The 20,731-nt window shown below is 74.5% G+C and carries 22 protein-coding genes; 7 read left to right on the top strand and 15 right to left on the bottom strand.

Annotated features, from left to right (window positions below; translation table 11 throughout):
* The first annotated feature begins 272 nt into the window (after positions 1 to 272).
* Genes ACQP1P_RS12455 through ACQP1P_RS12465 form a run of 3 tightly spaced genes read left to right on the top strand, consistent with a single transcriptional unit; the run spans position 273 to position 2,686 of the window.
* Positions 273 to 1,232 (top strand): glycosyltransferase, encoded by a 960-nt coding sequence (locus ACQP1P_RS12455; RefSeq protein WP_433086149.1) that lies wholly within the window; start codon positions 273 to 275, stop codon positions 1,230 to 1,232.
* A complete protein-coding gene (locus ACQP1P_RS12460) occupies positions 1,229 to 1,879 on the top strand; it encodes a polysaccharide deacetylase family protein (protein WP_433086151.1) in 651 nt (216 codons plus the stop codon). Before ACQP1P_RS12455 ends, ACQP1P_RS12460 begins: the two co-directional genes overlap by 4 nt.
* Positions 1,880 to 1,885: 6 nt before the next feature.
* On the top strand, positions 1,886 to 2,686 hold the full coding sequence (locus tag ACQP1P_RS12465) for an AfsR/SARP family transcriptional regulator (protein ID WP_433086153.1): 801 nt from the start codon (positions 1,886 to 1,888) through the stop codon (positions 2,684 to 2,686).
* Between the two features lie 12 nt (positions 2,687 to 2,698).
* Here ACQP1P_RS12465 and ACQP1P_RS12470 read toward each other — a convergent pair whose 3' ends face one another.
* Positions 2,699 to 3,325, bottom strand: a complete 627-nt coding sequence (locus tag ACQP1P_RS12470) for a class I SAM-dependent methyltransferase (RefSeq protein ID WP_433086155.1) — start codon at positions 3,323 to 3,325, stop codon at positions 2,699 to 2,701.
* A 10-nt stretch (positions 3,326 to 3,335) separates the two neighbouring features.
* The gene (locus ACQP1P_RS12475) at positions 3,336 to 5,183 is read right to left on the bottom strand and encodes a glycosyltransferase (protein ID WP_433086157.1); all 1,848 of its coding nucleotides are present in this window, start codon (positions 5,181 to 5,183) and stop codon (positions 3,336 to 3,338) included.
* A gap of 173 nt (positions 5,184 to 5,356) precedes the next feature.
* On the opposite strand from ACQP1P_RS12475, the gene ACQP1P_RS12480 reads away from it, so the two are divergent.
* A complete protein-coding gene (locus tag ACQP1P_RS12480; RefSeq protein ID WP_433086159.1) occupies positions 5,357 to 5,584 on the top strand; it encodes a hypothetical protein in 228 nt (75 codons plus the stop codon).
* A gap of 18 nt (positions 5,585 to 5,602) precedes the next feature.
* On the opposite strand, the gene ACQP1P_RS12485 is transcribed toward ACQP1P_RS12480, so the two are convergent.
* Together ACQP1P_RS12485 and ACQP1P_RS12490 are read right to left on the bottom strand one after the other, a co-directional pair.
* Positions 5,603 to 6,538 (bottom strand): alpha/beta hydrolase, encoded by a 936-nt coding sequence (locus ACQP1P_RS12485; RefSeq protein WP_433086161.1) that lies wholly within the window; start codon positions 6,536 to 6,538, stop codon positions 5,603 to 5,605.
* On the bottom strand, positions 6,538 to 7,128 hold the full coding sequence (locus ACQP1P_RS12490) for a GDSL-type esterase/lipase family protein (protein WP_433086164.1): 591 nt from the start codon (positions 7,126 to 7,128) through the stop codon (positions 6,538 to 6,540). Before ACQP1P_RS12490 ends, ACQP1P_RS12485 begins: the two co-directional genes overlap by 1 nt.
* Before the next feature lie 68 nt (positions 7,129 to 7,196).
* On the opposite strand from ACQP1P_RS12490, the gene ACQP1P_RS12495 reads away from it, so the two are divergent.
* Genes ACQP1P_RS12495 through ACQP1P_RS12505 form a run of 3 tightly spaced genes read left to right on the top strand, consistent with a single transcriptional unit; the run spans position 7,197 to position 10,146 of the window.
* Positions 7,197 to 8,303: an alpha-hydroxy acid oxidase gene (locus tag ACQP1P_RS12495; protein ID WP_433086166.1), complete on the top strand. Its 1,107-nt coding sequence runs from the start codon at positions 7,197 to 7,199 to the stop codon at positions 8,301 to 8,303.
* Positions 8,303 to 9,541, top strand: coding sequence for a PLP-dependent aminotransferase family protein (locus tag ACQP1P_RS12500; RefSeq protein WP_433086168.1), 1,239 nt, complete (start codon positions 8,303 to 8,305; stop codon positions 9,539 to 9,541). The genes ACQP1P_RS12495 and ACQP1P_RS12500 overlap by 1 nt, the downstream gene beginning before the upstream one ends.
* Complete coding sequence (locus ACQP1P_RS12505; protein ID WP_433086170.1) at positions 9,538 to 10,146, top strand: 4'-phosphopantetheinyl transferase family protein; 609 nt, start codon at positions 9,538 to 9,540, stop codon at positions 10,144 to 10,146. Before ACQP1P_RS12500 ends, ACQP1P_RS12505 begins: the two co-directional genes overlap by 4 nt.
* Here ACQP1P_RS12505 and ACQP1P_RS12510 read toward each other — a convergent pair.
* Genes ACQP1P_RS12510 through hppD form a run of 11 tightly spaced genes read right to left on the bottom strand, consistent with a single transcriptional unit; the run spans position 10,127 to position 20,723 of the window.
* Positions 10,127 to 10,888 (bottom strand): 2-hydroxy-acid oxidase, encoded by a 762-nt coding sequence (locus ACQP1P_RS12510; RefSeq protein WP_433086172.1) that lies wholly within the window; start codon positions 10,886 to 10,888, stop codon positions 10,127 to 10,129. The genes ACQP1P_RS12505 and ACQP1P_RS12510 overlap by 20 nt on opposite strands.
* Complete coding sequence (locus ACQP1P_RS12515; RefSeq protein WP_350609171.1) at positions 10,885 to 11,169, bottom strand: acyl carrier protein; 285 nt, start codon at positions 11,167 to 11,169, stop codon at positions 10,885 to 10,887. Before ACQP1P_RS12515 ends, ACQP1P_RS12510 begins: the two co-directional genes overlap by 4 nt.
* 26 nt (positions 11,170 to 11,195) lie before the next feature.
* Positions 11,196 to 12,119 carry a 3-oxoacyl-[acyl-carrier-protein] synthase III C-terminal domain-containing protein gene (locus tag ACQP1P_RS12520; protein WP_433086174.1) on the bottom strand — a complete coding sequence of 308 codons (924 nt, stop codon included), beginning with the start codon at positions 12,117 to 12,119 and terminating at the stop codon, positions 11,196 to 11,198.
* Entirely contained in the window at positions 12,116 to 13,531 is a 1,416-nt protein-coding gene (locus ACQP1P_RS12525) for a condensation domain-containing protein (protein WP_433086176.1), read from the bottom strand. The genes ACQP1P_RS12520 and ACQP1P_RS12525 overlap by 4 nt, the downstream gene beginning before the upstream one ends.
* The gene (locus ACQP1P_RS12530; protein WP_433086178.1) at positions 13,524 to 15,155 is read right to left on the bottom strand and encodes an AMP-binding protein; all 1,632 of its coding nucleotides are present in this window, start codon (positions 15,153 to 15,155) and stop codon (positions 13,524 to 13,526) included. The genes ACQP1P_RS12525 and ACQP1P_RS12530 overlap by 8 nt, the downstream gene beginning before the upstream one ends.
* An 11-nt stretch (positions 15,156 to 15,166) precedes the next feature.
* The gene (locus ACQP1P_RS12535) at positions 15,167 to 15,937 is read right to left on the bottom strand and encodes an SDR family NAD(P)-dependent oxidoreductase (RefSeq protein ID WP_433086180.1); all 771 of its coding nucleotides are present in this window, start codon (positions 15,935 to 15,937) and stop codon (positions 15,167 to 15,169) included.
* 1 nt (position 15,938) lies between these two features.
* Positions 15,939 to 16,919 (bottom strand): alpha-ketoacid dehydrogenase subunit beta, encoded by a 981-nt coding sequence (locus ACQP1P_RS12540; RefSeq protein ID WP_433086182.1) that lies wholly within the window; start codon positions 16,917 to 16,919, stop codon positions 15,939 to 15,941.
* Positions 16,916 to 17,881 (bottom strand): thiamine pyrophosphate-dependent dehydrogenase E1 component subunit alpha, encoded by a 966-nt coding sequence (locus tag ACQP1P_RS12545; RefSeq protein ID WP_433086184.1) that lies wholly within the window; start codon positions 17,879 to 17,881, stop codon positions 16,916 to 16,918. The genes ACQP1P_RS12540 and ACQP1P_RS12545 overlap by 4 nt, the downstream gene beginning before the upstream one ends.
* Before the next feature lie 11 nt (positions 17,882 to 17,892).
* Positions 17,893 to 18,690, bottom strand: coding sequence for a DUF3050 domain-containing protein (locus ACQP1P_RS12550; protein ID WP_433086186.1), 798 nt, complete (start codon positions 18,688 to 18,690; stop codon positions 17,893 to 17,895).
* 18 nt (positions 18,691 to 18,708) lie between these two features.
* The gene (locus ACQP1P_RS12555; protein ID WP_433086188.1) at positions 18,709 to 19,626 is read right to left on the bottom strand and encodes a phytanoyl-CoA dioxygenase family protein; all 918 of its coding nucleotides are present in this window, start codon (positions 19,624 to 19,626) and stop codon (positions 18,709 to 18,711) included.
* Positions 19,623 to 20,723: a 4-hydroxyphenylpyruvate dioxygenase gene (gene hppD / locus ACQP1P_RS12560; RefSeq protein WP_433086190.1), complete on the bottom strand. Its 1,101-nt coding sequence runs from the start codon at positions 20,721 to 20,723 to the stop codon at positions 19,623 to 19,625. The genes ACQP1P_RS12555 and hppD overlap by 4 nt, the downstream gene beginning before the upstream one ends.
* Positions 20,724 to 20,731: the final 8 nt, after the last annotated feature.

The following is a 20,731-nucleotide window of genomic DNA, read 5'->3' on the forward strand; positions in this document are numbered from 1 at the left end:
CTCACCTGGCTGGCGTTCACGTAGCGGCGGTAGAGCTCGTGCGTCTCGCGGACGGTGAGCCGCTCGCACTCCCGCAGACCTATCAGGTTGGACATGCCGCGACCGTACTGACGGCACCTCGACGGGATCGGAATCGTTCCTGAATCGACCCTGTACCCGATCTGGACTACCCACCGCAACGCTTGCCCGGGTCGTGATCGGGCCGATACTTTGAGTGCGGCAATGCAGCCATGAGCGTGAATGTCCTTTTGTTCTAAAAAGGAGTTCTGATCATGCGACCGGATGTGTCGGTCATCGTGCCCGCCTTCGACAGCGCACAGACCCTCGGGGCCTGCCTCGCCGCCGTCCACGCCCAGCGGGAGCCGATCGCCGAGGTGATCGTCGTCGACGACTGCTCCACCGACGGCACCCGCGAGATCGCCCGCGCCTTCGGCGCCACCGTCGTCGAACAGCCCGAGAACCGCGGCCCGGCCGCGGCGCGCAACGCCGGCATCCGCGCCAGCCGCGGCGACGTGCTGTTCTTCCTCGACGCCGACTGCGCCCCCGAGCCCGACGCGCTCGCCGTGGCCCTGCGCATCATGCGCGACGAGCCCGACGTCGCCTGCGTGCACGGGATCTACTCGCTGCGGCCGCTCTTCGACGACGGCCCGGTCGAGGCGTACCGCCTGCTGCACGGCCACTACTGGCGGCTCAAGCACGCCGGGCGCGTGCGCACGACCCTCTTCGCGGTGTGCGCGATCCGCCGGTCGGTCTTCGACGAGGTCGGCGGCTTCGACGAGCGGCTGCGCGCGTCCGAGGACGTCGAGGTCGGCGACCGGATGCCGGCCCGGCTCGGCATCGTGCTCAGCCCCGCGATGGTGTGCCGCCACGACGACGACAGCCGGCTCCTCGCGCTGCTGCGCAAGCAGTTCCGCCGCTCGCAGCTGCTCCTGCCGGTCGCCCGGCACGAGCGCGGCCCGGCCGGCATCCGGGCGAACTCCGTCGCCACGGTCGGCCTCGCCGGCCTGACCGCGGTGGCCCTGCCGCTCGCCGTGCTCTGGGCCTGGGCGCCGCTGCTGGCGTTCCTCGGGTTCGCCGTGGCCGATCCGGGGCTGCTGCGGTTCGTGCTGCGCAACCGGGGACCCGCCTTCGCGGTGTACTTCTTCGCCGTACACCTGCTGGTCGTCTGGTCCGTGCTGGCCGGCGCGCTCGTCGGCGCGCTGCGCCCGTCGCCGTTGCTGGAGCCCGCATGAAACCGGCGGTGGTACTGCACTACGCGTGGTTCGCGGCCCGGGCGCTGGGCGTGCTGCGGCCGCGGCTGGGCCCCGTCTTCCGCGTCGAGGGGCGCGCGGTCGCGCTGACCGTCGACGACGGGCCTCACCCCGAGTGGACCCCGCCGCTGCTGGACCTGCTGGCCCGCCACGACGTGCGGGCCACCTTCTTCCTCATCGGCGACCGCGTCCGGGAGCGCCCCGACCTCGCGCGCCGCGTCGCCGACGCCGGCCACGTGCTGGGCAACCACTCGATGACGCACCCGCACCCGTTCGCCGCCCTCACCCCCGGCTCGATCGAGGACGAGATCGCCGGCGCCCAGGACGCGATCGTGGCGGCGACGGGAGTCGTACCGCGGGTCTTCCGCGCCCCCTCGGGGAACTGGTCACCGGCGGTGCTGCGCGCCGCGGCCCGCCACCGCCTCACCCCCGTCGACTGGACGGTCAACCCGAGCGACTGGCGCAGCCCCGGCACCGCGCACATCGAGCGCGTGCTGTCGCGCAGCCGCCCGGGCCACATCATGCTCTGCCACGACGGGGGCGGCGACCGGTCGCAGACCATCGCCGCGCTCGCCCATGTGCTCCCGCGCCTGCGCGCGCGGGGCCTGACCTTCGCGACCTTGGGGTGAGCGGCTGTGTCTGATCTTGCGATCTCGCTGTTAGGTCCCGTCCGGGCCCGGCGCGGTCCCGCCGCGCTGTACCTGGGCACACCGCGGCAGCGGGAGGTGCTGGCCGTGCTGGCCCTGCGCTCCGGCATGGTGATGTCGGTGGCGCAGGTCGTCGACGCCGTCTGGGGACCGCGCCGGCCCACGTCCGTGGAGAACATGGTCCACACCTACATCGGCCGGCTGCGCCGCGCCCTGGAGCCGGTGCGGGAGAAGCCCTCCCGCGCCACGGTCCTGTGCTCGACCCGGCCCGGCTACACGCTCGTGCTGCCCGCCTCCGCCATCGACGTCAACCTGTTCGAGCAGGACATCCGCCGGGCGCGCACCGCCCGGGCGGCCGGTCGCCTGCCCGACGCCCTCGTCTCGTTCCAGTCCGCCGTGGCCCGCTGGAGCGGCCCGCCCCTGCACGAGGCGACGGGCCCGCTCGCCCTCGGCGAGCGGACCCGGCTCGTGGAGCTGCACCAGGACGTGCTCGAGGAGATCGCCGGCGTGCGGCTGCTGCTCGGCGACGACGAGAACCTGGTCTCGGAGCTGCGCTGGATGCTGGCCGAGCAGCCGATGCGCGAACGCCTGTGGGAGCTGCTGCTGGTGGCCCTGGGCCAGTCCTCCCGCCGCGCGGAGGCGCTGACCGCATTCCAGGACGCGCGCGTGACGCTGGCGGACCGGCTCGGCGTGGAGCCGGGCCACCAGCTGCAGGACCTGCACCGCCGCCTGCTGCGCAGCGAGCCGGTGGGCGTGCGCCCGTGGTGGAACAGCCGGATCCCGGCCTGAGCGCACGCCGGCTCAGGCCTTGACGACGGGCGCCTTGAGCACCAGGAACGCGCCGGACGGCCCGTCACCGAGCCGGGCCGGGACCTCGCGGTCGACCGGCACGCCGCAGCCGCGCACGAGCTCGACGACGTCGCGCGCCTGCTCGACCGAGTGGATCTGCACCACGACCCGCCCCCGGTCGCTGAGCAGGCCGGGCAGGCGCAGCAGCAGGTCGCGGGCCTCCTGCGGGGTGAGGTAGTACAGCACCTCGCGGAGCAGGATCGCGTCGTAGCGCTCGGCCGTCGTGAACGTGCGGATGTCGGCGACCTCGAACGACGTGTGCGGCCGGCCGAGGCGGCGGGCCTGGGCGATCGCGGCCCGGCTCACGTCGACGCCGTGGTAGTGGCGGTAGCGGCCCGCGGGCAGGGGCATGTTGGCGCTGCTGCCGCAGCCGAGGTCGAGGATCGTCGGGTGCGGGGCCCAGGTCTCGACCAGCGCGAGCGGCATCTCGCCGTCGCTGAGGCGGTCGAGGTAGCGCCAGAAGCCCAGCTTGTACTGCAGGTCCCAGACGATCGAGTTGATGCGCGGGTTGGGGCGGATGTAGCGCTCGACCGGGGTGCGCAGCAGACGCGACACGCGGGCCAGCACGGCGTTCAGCACGGGGACTCCTCTACGTGGGGACGTTCAGGGCGGGCCGGCGGCGGTGCATCAGCTCGGCGGTCACGAGGCCGCCCGCGCCGACCAGCATTTCGCTCAGGGAGCAGACCAGGCGGCTGGCCAGGACCACCGACGTCGCCACCGAGAACGGCAGCACCGTCACCAGGCCGACCATGACCACCGCCTCGCGCACGCCGAGGCCGTCCGGCGCCACGAGCACCACCACGCCCGCGACCGCGCCCGCGGCGAAGCCGCCGATGCACAGCAGGTACGACGAGGCCGGGGGCGCGCCCGCCACCACCGCCAGCAGCCACAGGTGGTGGCCCGACACGATCCACGACAGCGTCTGCGCGGCCACCGCCCGGCGCATGCCGCGGTCGGACGCGAGCACCTCCGGCGGCGGCCGGCGCAGCATCCGCGAGGCGAACCCGAGGACCGTGTTGAACAGGGCGGGACGGACCAGCAGCGCCGCGACGGGGACGGCGGCCAGCAGCAGCCAGCCGAAGCGCCCGCCGGCCAGGCCCGGCCCCGCGGCGATCCCCACGGTCAGGCCGGTCAGCGCGACCACGCCCCAGCTCAGGACGAACAGGCCGGCCAGGCGCACGGGGCCGACGTCCACCTCGCGGCCCATGCGCAGCAGGACCGGCAGGGCGATGAACCGGCCCGGCAGGAACTTCGTCAGGAAGCCCACGAAGAACAGCCGGCTCGACGTCCACCCGCTCACCCGGGCTCCCAGGTCGGCGAAGAGCGCGCGCCAGGAGACGAGGCCGAGGACCAGGCCGGCGGCGTTGAGCAGCGCGGCCAGGCCGAGGACGCCCGCGACCCGCGCGGCGCCGAGGTGCTCGGCCAGGTCGCGGGCCGGGGCCCAGTCCTGCGCGCCGAGGAACAGCACCAGCCCCACGGCCAGGGCGACCCCGAACAGGGCCGTGAACGCCTGGTGCAGGCGGCGGGTGCCCAGCGCCATGCCGGCGAACTCGACGACGTGGGTGAGGTAGCGGATCAGCACGAACGAGGGCCCGTAGCGCAGCACGGACCGGTCGAGCACCAGGAAGCCCAGCAGCGCCAGGACCGGCACGAACGCGAACGCGGGCCGCCACAGCGCCAGGCCGGCCCCCGGCAGGGTCGCGGCGGCCGAGACCATCGTGGCGACCGCGGCCACGTCGATGCCGCGGCGCCGGCGCACGGACGGGGCGGAGATCGTCGTGGCGTACGTGCGGGCCCGGCGCAACACCTCCCGCAGGTACGGCACCAGGCGGTCGGTGTCATCGTGGAACCCGACCACCGCCGCGCTCATCCGGATCTCCCACACGTCCGGCAGGCGGGTGCCCCACTCGACGTCCTCGGCGTCGCGCAGCGACTCGTCGAAGCCGCCGACGGCCGCCCAGGCCTCGCGGCGCACGGCGGTGATCGCGAAGAGCGTGGCGTCGACGACCCCGGCCCGGCGGCTGCGCCAGTGGTGCTCGGCCCGCGTCTTGTACGCCGCGACCGGCCCGCCGCCGGGGAACATCGGCCGGTCCGCGTAGATGCCCTGCACGACGCCGCAGGACGGGTGCCGCTCGAGCTCCGCGACCGCGTTCGCCAGCGCGTCGGGCGCCGGCGCCACGTCGGAGTCGACGAACAGCAGCACGTCCCCGGTCGCCATCTCGGCGCCCCGGTTGCGCGCGTGCGACACGCCGCGGTTGACCGCGAGGCGCAGGAGGCGGACGTCGTACCGCGCGGCAATGCTCGGCGACGCGTCGGTGCTCGCGTCGTCGACGACGATGACCTCGGCCGGCGGCACCGTCTGCGCGAACACCGCGTCGAGGCACGCGGCGAGCGAGCGTTCCTTGTCGAAGTTGGCGATGATGACTGAGACGCGCACGGCCCGACGCTATCGGCGCCACATCGACCGGACCTCGACGCGACCTTGACTACGCAGCGTGCACCCCGGGCGCGGCGGCCGGGGCCGGGCGGCCGCTCGTGCGTGAGGTACACAGGCCGATCTGAGTAGCCGTACGGATGGCGCCGGGGCCGCCGGCCCCTACCGTCGGGGGTATGCACGCAAGAGCCATCGGGATGGTGCTCCTCGCCGACGTGGTGCTCGCCGGGGCGCTGTTCCTCGCGGTCCCGCGCTTCGGCGACGGGCTGTTCATCCTGGCCGGCTGGGGTCTGGTGATGGCCGGCATCGCGATCGCCGGCGCGCTGCGGCGGCGCTCGGACGTCGGCGTGCTGCAGCTCGCCGTCGCCGTGGCCGTCCTCGTCTTCCTGGCGCCCGCCCTGTGATCGGCCCGCCGCGGCGGGTCACCCCTCGAACCACACCCGCAGCTGCTTCGCGGCCTGGGCCTGGGCGACCTTGCCGGCCTCGAGCGAGCCGGGCATGGCGAAGAACCCGTGGATCATGCCCTCGTAGCGGGTCACCGCGACCGGCACGCCCTCCTGGGCCAGCCGGGCCGCGTACCGCTCGCCCTGGTCGCGCAGCGGGTCGTACTCCGCGGTGATGACCAGCGCCGGCGGGAGCCCGGCGAGGCTCTCGGCCTGCAGCGGCGAGGCGAGCGGGTTGTAGGCGTCGTCGGGGTCGGCGAGGTAGTGCTCGCGATACCAGGCCACCGAGTGGTGGTTGAACAGGTAGGTGTCGTCGTTGGCGCGCATCGACTCGTCGTCGGCGGTCTGGTCGGTGTTCGGGTAGACCAGCAGCTGACCGGCGAGGGCCGGGCCGCCCGCCTCCTGCGCCATGAGGGTGATGCCCGCGGCCAGGTTGCCGCCCGCGCTGTCGCCGCCGACGGCCACGCGGGCCGGGTCGGCGCCGAGCGCGGCCGCGTTGGCGATCACCCACTCGGTCGCGGCCCAGCAGTCCTCGACCGCGGCCGGGAACGGGTGCTCGGGCGCGAGCCGGTAGCCGGGCACGGCCACGATGCACCCGGCCGCGTTGGCCAGGCTGCGGGCGATGCCGTCGGCGGTGTCGACGGTGCCGAGGACCCAGCCGCCGCCGAAGAAGTACATGAGCACCGGCAGGTCCCGCTCGGCGCTGGGGCGGTAGACGCGGACCAGCAGCCGGCCGCCGGGCCCCTCGATCCAGTGCTCGGCGACCTCGTGGACCTTCTCGGGGCTGCCGCCGGCGGCCCGGATCGAGGCGAGGTCGGCGGCGCGGGCGGCGTCCAGGCTCATCGTGTAGAGCGGCGCCGCCGCGTCGCGCTCCTTGGCGTCGCGCATGGCCTGCACCTGCGGGTCGAGCGGCATCAGCGGTACTCCTCCAGCCTCGCGAGGCGGTCGAGCACCGCCGCCGCCGCGATCCTATGGCTGTAGGCGTTTCCGTGCAGCCCGTCCTCGCCGGTGAGGACCTCCCCGGCGGCGATCGCCGGGTGCCGCGACAGGTCGGCGTGCACGGTGCCGAGCCGGGCCGCGAGCGCGTTGGTGCGCTGCGCGAGCACCGCCATCCGCCGCGCGAAGCCCGTCGCGAGCCAGGCCGGCATCCGCGGGTACTCGGCCATGACGAAGACCGAGACCGTGACGACCGTCGCCCCCGCGCGCTGCAGCGGCTCGACGATGCCCGCGAGCGCCGCGTCGACCTCGTCCGCGCGGGCCTCGTAGCCGGGCCGCATGGCGTCGTTCGCGCCGCACACCACCATCGCCAGGTCCGGCGCGAACGCGAGGGCCCGTGGAAGTTGCACGTCGCGGACCTCGGCCGCGCGCAGGTTGCGCACGCCGAGGTTGACGAACGCGTCCGGCTCCAGCGCGTCGCGGACCAGCTCGGCGAAGCCGCCGGGCTCCTCGACCACGCTGTCGCCGAGCGCGCAGTAACGCCGCCAAGGGGAATATTCCGGTGCCATGTAGGCCTTTCGGCTCATGGAGGAGCGGGCGGGGGTACCGATAGGCTACTGCCTATGGGGCCCCGCCGGTGACACGAGTGCGAAGCGGGCCGCCGCTGCTCACCGCCGCGGATTACCGGCACAGCGCCGAGCGGACCGCCGAACCGGACGTGTGGGACTTCATCGAGGGCGGCGCCGAGGACGAGCGCACCCTGGCGGCCAACCTGCGGGCCTTCGACCGGGTCCGGCTGCGCCCGCGGATGCTCGCCGGGGTCCCGGATGCCGACACCTCCGTCTCGCTGTTCGGGACGCGGTACGCGACCCCGATCGGCGTCGCGCCCACCGCCTACCACCGGCTCGTGGACCCCGAGGGGGAGGTCGCGACCGCGCGCGGGGCGGGCGCGGCCGGGGCGCTGTTCGTCGTGGGCATGTTCGCCAGCCGCACCATCGAGGACGTCGCCGGGGCGTCCACGTCCGGGCTGTGGCTGCAGCTGTACTGGCTGCGCCGCCGCGACGTCATGCGCGCCCTCGCCGAGCGGGCCGAGCGGTCCGGCTACGGCGCCCTCATGCTCACCGTCGACGTGCCCCGCATGGGCCGCCGCTGGCGCGACATGCGCAACGGCTTCGCCATCGGCGGCGGGGTCGCCGCGGTCAACATCGACCCGGCCGTGATGGCCTCCGCGCACGAGCGCGACGCCGGCCGCTCCGCGATCGCCAAGCACACCGCGGACGCGTTCGACCCGACGCTGACCTGGTCCGACCTCGCCTGGCTGCGCTCCTGCACCCGGCTGCCGCTGGTGCTCAAGGGCATCCTGACCGCCGAGGACGCCGTGCTGGCGGCCGAGCACGGCGCCGACGCGATCGTGGTGTCCAACCACGGCGGCCGCCAGCTCGACGGCGCCGTGGCGAGCCTCGACGCGCTCACCGAGGTCGCCGACGCCGTCGGCGACCGGCTCCCGGTGCTCTTCGACGGCGGGGTCCGCCGCGGCGCCGACGCCCTCGCCGCGCTCGCGCTCGGCGCCCGGATGGTGCTGCTGGGCCGGCCGCCGCTGTGGGGCCTCGCGGCCGGCGGCGCCGACGGCGTGGCCGGGGTCCTGCGCGCGGTGACCGGGGAACTGGAGCACGCCATGGTGCTGTCCGGCCGCCCGGCGCTGGACGCCCTGGACCGCTCGCTCGTGCGCACAGGAGGCGTCTGATGGTGGTGTTGTCCCGCGAGCAGCTGCACACGTCGGTCATCGACCCGGTGTCGGCGTCGATGAACTTCCTCAACGAGGTCGCCGGGCGCTACCCCGAGGCGATCTCGCTGGCCGCCGGGCGCCCGTTCGACGACTTCCACACGCCGTCCGACGTCGACAAGCACCTGCAGGCGTTCCGGGCCAACCGGCCCGTGCTCATGCAGTACGGGCGGACGAACGGCCACATCGGCGACCTCATCGCCCGGATGCTCGAGGTGGACGAGAACATCCAGGTCCCGGCGGCCGCGGTGATGGTGACGACCGGCTGCCAGGAGGCGATGGTCATCGCCCTGCGCGGCCTGTGCGCCGGCCCGGACGACGTGGTCCTCGCGGCCGAGCCGTGCTACGTCGGGCTGACCGGCGCCGCGCGCATCCTCGGCGTGGAGGTCGTCGGCGTGCCGGAGTCGCCCGACGGGCTGCGGCCCGAGACCGTGCGGGAGGTCGCCGCCGCCACCCGGGCCCGGGGGAAGCACCCGCGCGCGCTGTACCTGGTGCCGAACTTCGCCAACCCCTCCGGCGTCTCCCTGCCCGTGCCGGTGCGGCGGGCCCTGCTGGCCGCGGCCGCCGCCGAGGACCTGCTGATCCTCGAGGACGACCCCTACGGGCTGTTCGGCCTCGACGACGAGCCCCGCCCCACCCTCAAGAGCCTCGACAACGACCAGCGGGTCATCTACCTCGGCTCCTTCGCCAAGTCCTACTTCCCCGGCGCCCGCCTCGGCTACCTCGTCGCCGATCAGCCCGTCGCCGACGCCGCCGGCCGGCGCACCCTGCTCGCCGAGGAGCTCTCGACGGTGAAGAGCATGCTCACCGTCAACACCTCGGCGCTGTCCCAGGCGGTCGTCGGCGGCATGCTCATCGACGCCGGCTTCAGCCTGCGCGCCGTGAACCAGGCGAAGATCGCGTTCTACCGCAACAACCTGCGCACCCTCCTGGCCGCGCTGGAGCGCCACTTCGCGGGCACCCCGGTGCGCTGGAACAGCCCGAGCGGCGGCTTCTTCGTCGTCTGCGACGTGCCCGCCGACGCGTCCGGGGAGCTGCTGGAGCGCTCGGCCCAGGACTACGGGGTGCTCTGGACCCCGATGCGCTTCTTCTACGTCGGCGGCGGCGGCGAGCGGGCGCTGCGGCTGTCCTGCAGCGCCCTGGAGCCGGCCAGGATCGAGGAGGGCGTGCGGCGCCTGGCCGCCCTGCTGCTGCGGTGACCGCGGTCGTCGACGTCTGGCTGGTCGACACCCGCACCCCGTTCGAGTCCGCCCTGGACGAGCCCGAGCGACGGCGGCGCGACGCGCTGCGCCGGGCCGAGGACCGCCGGCGGTTCGACGCCGCGCACTCGGCCCTGCGCCGGATCCTCGAACCGCGGGTCGGCCCGGTGCGCTGGCGCCGCGGCCCCAACGGCAAGCCGCACCTCGCCGGCGAACCGTGCCAGGTGAACCTGTCGCACGCGGGGGAGTGGGCGGCGATCGCGGTCACGCACGCGCGGCCCGTCGGCGTGGACCTGCAGGACGCGGTCGCCGGGCTCGATTACACGGCGATGGCGCGCCGGTTCTTCCCGCCCGCCGAGGCCGAGTTCGTCGCCGCGCGCGGGCCGGAGGCGTTCGCGCTGCTGTGGGCGCGCAAGGAGGCGGTGGTGAAGGCGGCCGGGGACCGGCTCACCCGCGGCCTGCTGCTGCCCGTGGCCGGGGACCCGCCGCCGGCCGTCACCCACGACGGCACCGGCTACACCCTCGCCGACCTCGAGGCGCCGGAGGGATTCCGGGCCGCGGTCGCGCTCGCCGGCCCGGAACCGTTCAGCATCCGAAGGCACTGACGCAGAGGTACCCCAGCGCCGGGTCGAAGTCCGCGACCACCGCGGGGCCGTCCACCGACGCGAGGGCCTCCCAGACGCCCGTCATCGGCTGCGCGGGATCGGCGAGCACGACCCGGTCCGCCTTCACCCCGACGCCCGCGAGGTGCCCGCCCAGCACGACCGTCGCGTCACCGGCCTCGCCGAGCAGGTCCACCACGTCGTGCGGGCCGGCCCCGCGCACGATCCGCGGCCGCGCGACCTGCACAGTGGACGGGCCGAGATGCAGGGCGACCGCGCAGTGCTCCGCCGGCACCTCGGCGGGCACACCCGGCTCGTACGGCAGCGCCGACTGCTCGGCCACGACGAGCAGCGCCCGCTCGTACGTGCCGGACCGGGCGTAGTCGCGCAGCAGCCGCAGCGCGGTGTGCGCCCCCGCGCGGCCCTGGTCCGAGACGGACAGGGCCATCGGGCCGCCCGGGCACACGTGGCTGAGCCAGGTCGCCGTCGCGCGGCCCGGCTCGACGTCGGGGATGTCGTACGCGAGCACCAGCGCGTCCACCGGCTCATCCGGCAGCAGCGCCGCGGCCATCTCGCCGTAGGACTGCCCGCCCGCCATGCCGCCCGGCGCGCCCAGCGCGTACGGCTCCAGCAGGTCGCCGAGGTAGGTCGCCAGGCGCGCGGCGTGCCCCGGGTCGCCGGCCTGCGCGGCCGGCTCGCGGAACCGCCGCGCCACCGCGCGCCGCAGACCCCAGACTGGGCTCACTCCTCGTCCAGCAGGTTGCCCGCGACGTAGCTCGCGAGCGTCCCGACCGTCTCGAAGTCGTCGCGGCCCAGGTCCTCGACGCTGATCTCCCGCTCCAGGCGGTCCTCCAGCTCCAGCACCAGCTCCAGGCCGGTCGTCGAGCTCATGCCCAGGTCGTCCATGAGCGTGGTGCCCTCGGACGCGTCGGGCACCTCCCGCTTGAGCACGCGGGGCAGCAGGGCGCAGATCGTCTCCACGACGTGCTCGCGCAGCGCCGGATCGATGGTCGCGGTGTCGGACACGGCAGTTCCTCCAGAGTGCGGGCTGATCAGTGCTCGAAGACCATGGCGGAGAACGTGGCGCCGCGGCCGGCCCCGGCGGCGGCGATCACGTAGCGGTCCCCGGGCCGCAGCAGGCCGCGCTCGACCGCGGTCCGGTGGTTGATGAACGCGTCGGCGCAGAACACGTGCCCGATGGCGGCGACGTGCTCCAGCAGCACCCGCTCCAGCGGGAACCCGATCCGCTTGCAGGTGCGCTGCCAGGCGACCTGGTTCACGTTGTGCGGCAGGATCACCGCGATGTCGTCGAGCCCGAGCCCGGCCCGCGCCACCGCGGCGGTGACGGCCTCGCCGAGCGCGTCGTGGTAGATGCGCTGGAATTCCTGCGCGACCTCGTCGAGGTCCCCGTCGAACTCGCCGCGCAGCCGGGCCACGTAGGCCAGCAGCCGGTCCCGCTCGCCCGTCGCGGCCACGAGGCAGGCAGCCGCCCCCTCGCCGAACATCGAGGTCTCCGGCACGAAGCGGGCCTCGCCGGTGAACGCCTTCTCCCCGGCCAGCACGACCGCCAGCCCGTCGTCGCCGTCGGCCGCGAGCAGGCGCCCGGCGAGGTCGATGGCCAGCAGCCCGGACGCGCACGCCTGCTGCCCGACCGCGAACGCCTGCGCGTGGCCGAGGCCCACCGCGGCGAGCGCGTCGTGCAGGGGATTGCGGGGGTACGGCACGACGACCGGGAACGTCCGGGCGTAGAGCACGTACCGGACCCGGGCCCTGCGCTCCTCGTCCAGGGCGAGGTCCTCCAGGGCCAGCCGCAGCAGCCCGGTCAGCGACTCGTCCGAGCGGGCCGCCTCGCCGAGCTTGTGGTAGCGGCGGAACACCCGCACCTGCATCGGCGTGAGGTCGAACTCCTCGGCGTAGGACTCGATGGAGACCCGCGCTCCGGGCACGAAGGTGCCGATCCCGGCCAGCGTCGTCATGGCGTCTCCTCCAGCATCGCGATCGCCTCCCGCACGGCGCGCTCCTCGGCCCGCCGCAGCAGCGCCTCGGCCCCGGCCGCGGGCAGCCGGGCCGTGTCGGTGAACACCGTCAGCAGCAGCGCGCCGGGGTCCTCACCGTCGTCGTCGACGTCGACGCTGAGCGGGTCGAACGGGTCGTCCTGCTCGACGGTCCAGCGCAGCCGGCCCGGCGCCGCGGCGCGCAGCGCGTCCGCGTCCGGCACCGGCCCGCCGAAGCCCTGCCGGGTGGCGACCCGGCGGTCGTTGAACCACAGCCCGGCGTCGGGGTCGGCGCCCGCCCGCGCGTAGAGGCCGGCGACGGCGTCCGGGTCCACGTAGGCGTACTTGTACGCGGCCATCGCCGCGACCCCGACCCGCCGCAGCGCCTCGGCGAACGGCTCCCCGGCGACGTCGGCGGCGCAGATGCCGCGCTGGGCCACCATGGCGACCACCCGCTCGAACCCGCGCCGGAACCGGTTGCTCACCATCGGCCGCAGCACCGCGGGCCCGTCGCCGGGCAGCGCCTGCGCGAACAGCGCCATGAGCACCTGGGAGGAGTCGGCGTCGGCCCGCTCCGACAGCACGTGCACGGCGAGCGGCAGCGCGGTGGTGCGCAGCTCCCCGCGCAGGAACCGCCCGGCGGCCGGCGGCGGCTTCGCGGGGAGGCGGGCGATGGTGCGCTCCCAGTGCCGCAGCGCCTTGGCGTTCTGGCGCCGCCCGGCGTCGCCGGCCTGCCACCGCGCCTGGTCGAGGGGCGGCAGGCCGGTGTCGGGGCCGGCGTTCGCGCGGTCGGCGACCTCGGCCAGGAACAGCCGCCCGCCGAGGCCGTCGGTGACCAGGTGGGTCATGACCGTGGACAGGTGCGTGGGCGCGCCCCGGTGCCGGACCACGGCCATGCGCACCGGCCACTCCTCGACGAAGTCGAAGGGGCGGCCCCGGTCCCGCGCGTCGAGCGCGGCCACGAACGCCTCGGGGTCGGCGTCATCCGGGCAGTCGTACACGTCGAGGCCGATCGTGCCGCGGCCGGCCACGCTCTGCAGGGGCCGTCCGCCGGCGGTGAACCGCAGCCGGGTGCGCATCGGCCGGTACCGCCGCATGATCCAGCGCAGCTCGTCGGCGACGCCGGCGAGGGTGGTGCCCGGGGCCAGCCGCGACCAGCCGCCGATGGGCAGCCAGGAGCGCTGGCGCAGCATCGTCAGCCAGATCTCGCGCTGGCCCCAGGACAGCTCGCCCAGGCCGGCCCCGTCGCCGCTGAACCGCACCGGGATGCGCCGGACGGGCGTGAGCGCGGGGCCGGGCGCACCCGCGCCGGGCACCGCGCGCGCGGCCGTGACCGTGGCCGTGGCCGTGGCGGTGGCTGTGGCCGTCGCCGTGGCCGTCGCCGGGTCAGGCATGCGCCATCGCGGCGAGGTGCCGCTGGCGCATGAGGAACTTGCGCACCTTCCCCGTCGGCCCGACCACGATGTCGTCCGCACCGAAGACGACGACCTTGCGCAGCGTCGCACCCGCGGCCGCGGTCAGGGCGCCCCGGACCGCCTCGGTGTGGTCCGCCGCCGGGTCGGCCCCGGCGTGCAGGGACAGCAGCACGTCGGTGACGACGGCGCCCTGCGGGGTGCGGGCCGAGACCACGGTGCAGTCGCGCACCTCCGGCACCGCCCGCAGGATCCGCTCCTCCGACATGGCGGTGTAGAGCCACTCGCCGCCGCCGAGGTCGACGGAGTCCACGGCCCGGTCGACGTGGTAGTAGTAGCCCTCCTCGTCGCGGTACATGAGGTCGCCGGTCAGGTAGTAGCCGGCCAGCCGGTTGCGGTAGGTGTTGACGTGGTCGTTCCAGTAGCCGGGGGCGAGCGTCGGCGACTTGAGCCCGAAGTGCCCGACGGAGCCGACCGGCACCTCGGCGCCGGTCTCGGTGTCGAGGAGGGCGACGTCGGCGAAGACGTGCGGGACGCCGACGCAGCGGCCGTAGCGCTCGGTGTCGCTGCGGTGGGTGATGTGGAAGGCGCTGTGGCCCATCTCGGTCGAGCCGAGCCCGTCGACGAAGCTGGAGCCCTTGACCCGCCGCACGCCCTCGCGGGTGACCACGTTGCGGCTGCCGGCGTTGACGAGGTTGCGAATGTGCGGCTCGTGCGCGCAGTCGCCGGTGTTGAACCACAGCGACACCGAGTCGATGTCCTGCGCGGCGAGGTCGTAGCGGGCCAGCTCGGCCCAGGTGACGGCGAAGCCGAACACGCCGGTGGGCTTCCAGTCGCGGATGGCCGCGAGGACCGCGTCGCCGTCGTCCTGCCGCGACAGGAACGCCAGCTCCGAGCGGTTGCTCAGGGCGTGGTTGATGGTCATGATGCCGGCCGCGTGCGGTGCGGGCAGGGCGCTGAGGATGCGCTCGGTGCCCTGGGCGCGGGGGCCGCTGAGCCGGATGCGGCGGGTGGCGTGGAACAGGCTCGCGTGCGAGTGCACGACGGCGGTCGGCATCCGGGTCGTGCCGGAGGAGTGGGTGATGGCGATCGGGTCGTCCGCGTGGTGCTTGAACGCCACCGGCGCGTCCGCCGGGTCGGCGGTGCCGGTCTCGGCCACGTCGTGCACCGCGAGATCGTGCAGGTCCTGGCCCTCCAGGCGCTCGCGGTGGGCCGCGTCGGTGAGCAGCGCGACGCCGCGCAGCTTGCCGATGTACTGCGCCGCGATGTCCCCGGGAATGTTCGGGTTCATCAGGGCCGGGATGGCGCCGAGCCAGGTCAGGCCCATCCAGTTCAGGAAGCAGTCGGCGGCGCTGCTGACGTAGACGGCGACCGGGTCGCGGCGGCGGATCCCGGCCGCGTGCAGCCACGCGGCGCGGGCCGCGGCGCGGGTGTAGAGCTCGCCGAGGGTCAGCGGGTGCCAGGCCGGGAACCCGTCGACGGGGGTGTCGAACGTCATGCCGGGCCCGTCCAGCGGGGCGCCGTGCTCGATCAGCTTGTGCAGCACGTTGCCGGCCCCGACGCTCGGGTCGGCGGCGAGCGCCGCCCGGATGTTCGCAGCAGCCATGGTGTCTCCCTCTATTTCGCCGACAGGAAGGGCTTCAGGACGACCTCGGTGCCGTCGGCGCGCAGGGCGGGCGGCAACGCGGGGAACTCGTGGCGCGCGGCGGGGCGGCCGGGGATCAGCGCCCAGACCTCCCCGGTGCCGGAGCCGGCCGCGACCGTCTCGACGGCGGCGGCGACCTCGTCCGGGCTCAGCAGCGGGATCTTCTGCTTGCGCAGCAGCCGCCCGGTGATGCCCAGGAACGGGGTGTCGGTGAACCCGGGGCACAGCGCGTTGATCCGCACGCCGCGCGGCCCGAGCGGGGTCGACAGGGCCCGCACGTAGCCGACGACGGCGGCCTTGGTGAGCGCGTAGACCGGGTTGGCCTGCTGCGGCCCGAGCGCGGCCAGCGAGGCGACCGCGACGATCTGCCCGCCGGAGCGCTCCAGGGCCCGCAGTGCGGCGTCCACGCCGAACACGACCCCGTCGAGGTTCACGCCCAGGGCGCGGCGGTACCGGGCGACGTCCACGCCGGGATCGGGCGGCACGTCGGACTGGATGCCCGCGGCGAGCACGAGCAGGTCGAGGGCGCCGTGCGCGTCGAGGGCCCGCGCCACCATGTCCGCGTTGCCGGCCGGGTCGGCGACGTCGGCGCGCACCGCGATGCCGCCGCACTCCTTCGCGACCCGCTCGGCCGCGTCCAGGTCCAGGTCGGCGACGACGACCGAGTGGCCGGACGCGGCCAGCCGCGCGCAGATCGCGGCCCCGATGCCGCCACCGCCGCCGGTGACGAGTGCGACCGGCACGTCAGGCCTCCTGACCCAGTTTGGCGACGTCCTCGACCGCGGCCCGCAGCTGGGCCCGGCTGGGCTGCAGCGCCAGGTCGAGCTCGCGCGCGAACGGCAGCACGGCCCCGTCGGGGCGGGTCACGCGGCGCGGGGGCGCGACGAGGCGCATCCCCTCCGCGGCCGAGGCGAGGATCTCCCCGGCGATGCCGCAGGAGCGGTTGGAGTCGTCGACGACCACGAGCCGCCCGGTGCGCTCCAGCGACGCGGCCAGGCCCGCCCAGTCGAAGGGGTGCAGGGTGCGGGGGTCGAAGACCTCGACGGAGACGGTACCGGCGAGCTCCTCGGCGACCGCGAGGGCGTCGTGGACGAGATGGCCGACCGCGACCACCGTCACGTCCTGCCCGGCGCGGTGGACGCGGCCCACCCCGAGCGGGATCGGCTCCAGGGTCGCGAAGTCCACGTCGGCCCGCACGCCGACCGCGCCCGCCGGGGCGAAGACCACCACCGGGTCGTCGTCGCGGATCGCGGTCACCAGCAGCCCGTAGGCGTCGGCGGGGGTCGCGGGCACGACGGTCTTCACGCCGACGTGGGCGAAGAGACTGTACGGGTGGTCGGAGTGCTGGCCCGCCCAGCCGCCCCGGGAGCCGGAGCTGGGCAGCAGGTACGTCACCGGCACCCGCGTCTGCCCGCCGGTCATGAGGGAGAACTTGTGCGCCTGGTTCGCGATCTGCTCGAAGGCCAGGAACAGCAGCGCCGGGATCTGGAACTCGATCAGCGGCCGCTGCCCGCACAGCGCCGCGCCGGTGGCGAAGCTCGTGAACGCCTGCTCGGAGATGGGCATGTCGACGACCCGGTCCGGCCCGAACTTCTTGTGCAGCCCGGTGGTCACGTTGCTCACCGCGACGCGCACGTCCTCGCCGAACACGCACACGGCCGGGTCGCGCTCCATCTCCGAGGCGATCGCGCGGTTGAGCGCCTTGAGGTACGACAGGATCGTCATGCCGCACCCGCCCGCACCCGCAGGCCGTCGGCGTACAGGTGCTCGAGGGCCGTGCCGGGGTCCGGCCCGGGGCTGTCCTTGGCGAAGCGCACGGCGGCCTCCAGCACGTCCTCGATCTCGGCGTCGACGCGGGCCCGCTCGGCCGGGCCGAGCCGGGCGCCCTGGATCTCCACCGGGTCGCGGGACGTGCCGTCGGTGACCTCGGCGTCGGTGCGGTAGCGGGGCCGGGCCGCGTGCTCCCAGGTGTGGTGGGCGTCGAACCGGTAGGCGACGCACTCCACGAGCGAGGGCCCCTCGCCGGCCCGGGCGCGCTCGACGGCGACGCGCGTGGCCGCCAGTACGGCTTGCGGGTCCGCGCCATCCACCGTGGACGCCGGGATGCCGAACGCCTCGGCGCGCCCGGTGATGGTGCCGGCCACCGCGTCCGCGAGGCGGGTGGTGGTGGCGAAGCCGTTGTTCTCGCAGACGAGCACGACCGGCAGCCTCCACAGCGCCGCGAGGTTGAACGTCTCCAGGACCACGCCCTGGCTCACGGCGCCGTCGCCGAAGTAGGTCAGCGCGACGCGGTCCAGCCCGGCGCGGCGGGCGGCCCAGGCGGCCCCGGTGGCGATCGGCACCGCGGCGCCCACGATCGCGTTGGCGCCGAGGATGCCCAGCGAGAAGTCGGCCGCGTGCATGGAGCCGCCCCGGCCGCGGTTGAGCCCGGTCGCGCGGCCGGCCAGCTCGGCCATCGTCCGCGCCGGGTCCGCGCCCTTGGCCAGCACGTGCCCGTGGCCGCGGTGGGTGCTCGTGATGACGTCGCCGGGCCGCAGCGCGGCGCACGTGCCGGCCGCGATGGCCTCCTGCCCGAGGTACGGGTGGATGCCGCCGACGATCGTGCCGTCCCGGACGAGCTCGACGGCCCGCTCCTCGAAGCGGCGGATCAGGCGGACGGTCCGGTACAGCCCGGCGGCGTCGGTCACGGTCGGTCCCCTCAGGCCGGAACGGTCGCGTCGATCTCGGCGAGGATCCCGCTCCACAGCTTCGCCCGGGCGGCCAGGGCGAGGTTGATGGTCGCGGCGCACTCGTCCCACTTGGCCTCGTCGTCGCCGCACAGGTCGGTGACCATCTGCATGGCCATCGGCGTGTGCTGCTCGCCGTCGACCTCGATGTGCCGGGCCAGGTAGTCCACGAACGTGTCGAGCTGCCCGACCTGCTCGTTGACCTTGACGACCTGCTGGAACATGTCCGGGATCAGGTCCTCGCGGCCGAACGCGAACGCGGCCGCCTGGCAGTGCACCGGCGCGGTGTCGATGAGGTGCCAGGTGAGCGCGACGAACTCGGCCGCCGGCGCCGGCACCCCGGCCCGCTGCATCGCGGCCGGCACCGGGGTGCCCGCGCGGAGCAGGTCGATGAAGGCGTCGACGGTGGAGCGGTCCGCGCCGGCCTCGGTCATGCCCTCGAGGTACAGCTCGAAGTGGCTGATGAACCCGCCCCGCAGCTCGTCGCTCTCCTCGACCAGGACGATGTCGTTGATGAGCCGGCGGCTGCCCGTCGGCCCGGTCGGGATCCACGGGACCTCGACGCAGGTGAGGTTGCGCTGCAGCGACTTGAGCAGCGACATGAAGTCCCACACGGCGTAGACGTGGTGCTCCAGGAACGTGCGCACGGCTCGCAGGTCGTCCAGCCGGGCATAGATGGGGTGGGTGACGACGTCCTCGCGGGCGCCGGCGATGAGCTCCTCGAGGCGGTCGATGCCGGGATGGCGTTGACCCCAGTCGTAACGGGACATGCGATCTCCTTCAGGGGTTCAGGCGTTCCGCCACAGCACCGGGCAGAACTGCGGGTCCGCGTAGTCGGGCCGGCCGTCGGCGGTGCGGCGGACCAGCACGTCGTGGTTGTACTGCACGACGTCGCCGCTTTGGAGCTGGTAGGCGCGGTACTCGTTCGAGCCCGGCTGCAGGTGCAACGAGATCGCCCGCCGCGGGCTCCCGCTCACGTTCGCGCCGCTGCCGTGGTAGGTGCGGCAGTGGTGGAAGCTCATGTGCCCCTTGGGGATGACCATCGGCACCTTGCGCACCTCGGCCCCGTTGTGCGCCGCGTTGCGCTCCAGCATCTTCTCGAGGTCGTCGTTGTCGCGGTCGGCGAAGTGCTTCGTGGTCGAGTCGTCCGCGCCGATCTCCTCCCAGCGGTGGCTGCCGTCGACCATCGTGATGGTGCCCATCGCGACGCCGCAGTCGTGGAAGGGGATGAACGCGGTGAGCATGTCCTCCGACGTGCACGACTGCCAGTAGTGGCGGTCGAAGTGCCACGGCACGACGTTGGAGGGCTCCCCGGCGATCGGCGGCTTGTAGATGAGCGTCGACTGGAAGATCCGGATCTCGTCGGCCTGCGCGAGGCGGGCCGCGACCGCGCCGAGGATCGGCTTGCGCAGGATGCGCGCGATGTCGTCGCTCTCGTAGTGGACGTAGTCGTTGTGCCGCTGCACCGGGCCGTGCTCGGGCGTCCAGTAGGCCAGCCGGGGCGGGCGGACGGGCAGGGTCCGCGCGCGCTCGCCCGCGTAGAACCGCTCGCTGGCCGCGACCAGCTCGTCGACCTCGTCGTCGGTGAACAGCTTGCGGGTGAGGTACCACCCGCTGCGCGCGTACTGCCGCACCTCCTCGTCGGTCGGCAGCAGCGCGAGGTCCTCCGCCGACAGCGCGAAGTCGCGTTCGATGGAAACGGTCACAGGACGGTCCTTTCCGAGGCAGTGGTATCGCGGACCGCCGCCAGCTCGCGCTCCTTCGCCGCGTACAGCGCGGGGATGTTGCTCGTGCCGAACGTCCGCGCGCCGTGGCGGTCGATGAGCTCGTTGAAGTACGTGCGCCGGATGTGCGTCGACTTCGCGAAGATCTGGTACATCTGACCCCAGTGGTCGCGGTCGACGAGGATGCCGAGCGGGCGCAGGTCCTCGACGGGGACGTCGGTCTCGCCGAGGCGCGCCGCGAGCATGTCGTAGTAGCTGCCCGGCGTCTGGGCGAACTCGACGCCCCGCTCGCCCAGCGCGCGCACCGCGCCGACGATGTCGTGCGTGCTCAGCGCCAGGTGCTGTACCCCGGCGCCCTCGTGCCAGGCCAGGAAGTCGTCGATCTGCCCGGCGCGGCGGCTGATGTCGGGCTGGATGAGCGTGAAGGTCACCCCGCCGGACGGGCTCTGCACCACCTTGGACTGCATGCCCTGCTCGCCGACCTCGATGTACTCCTGGAAGATCATCGCGAAGCCGAAGACGCGCTCGTAGTAGGCGACGGTGCGCTCGAGCTCGCCGGCCGGCAGGCACACGGCCGCGTGGTCGATCTCGTGCAGCAGGTCACCCGCGGCCGGCCCGGTCACGCCGGCCGGCATGTCGATCAGGCCCGGCAGGAACTGCGGGTCGGTGCGGTCGCGCTGGACCAGCCGGTGCGTCACGTCGCCGAAGCCGGACACCTCCGCGATCACCACCGTCGAGCCGCCGTGGGAGACGGTCCGGGGCTGCTCGATCGGGGTGGCGCCCGCGGCGACCGCCTCCGCGAAGGCCGCCCGGGCGTCGGCGCACCCGAAGGCGACGATCGCCACGCCGTCGCCGTGCTGGGCCACGTACCGGCTGGCCCGGTGGCCGCCGGAGAGCCCGGACGTGAGCAGGATCCGGATGTCGCGCTGCCCGAGCAGCACGCTGCGCTGGCCGGTCAGCCCGGTCTCCGGGCCGCCCTGCCCGTAGACGCGCAAGCCGTACTGCGCGCACAGCTGGGCCGCCGCCGCGCGCGCGTCGCCCACATACAGTTCGACGTGGTCGGTGTCCTGGATTTCCATTGCGGGTC

Origin of the sequence: Dactylosporangium sp. CA-052675, assembly GCF_050947935.1 — a bacterium.
Classification (GTDB): Bacteria; Actinomycetota; Actinomycetes; order Mycobacteriales; family Micromonosporaceae; genus Dactylosporangium.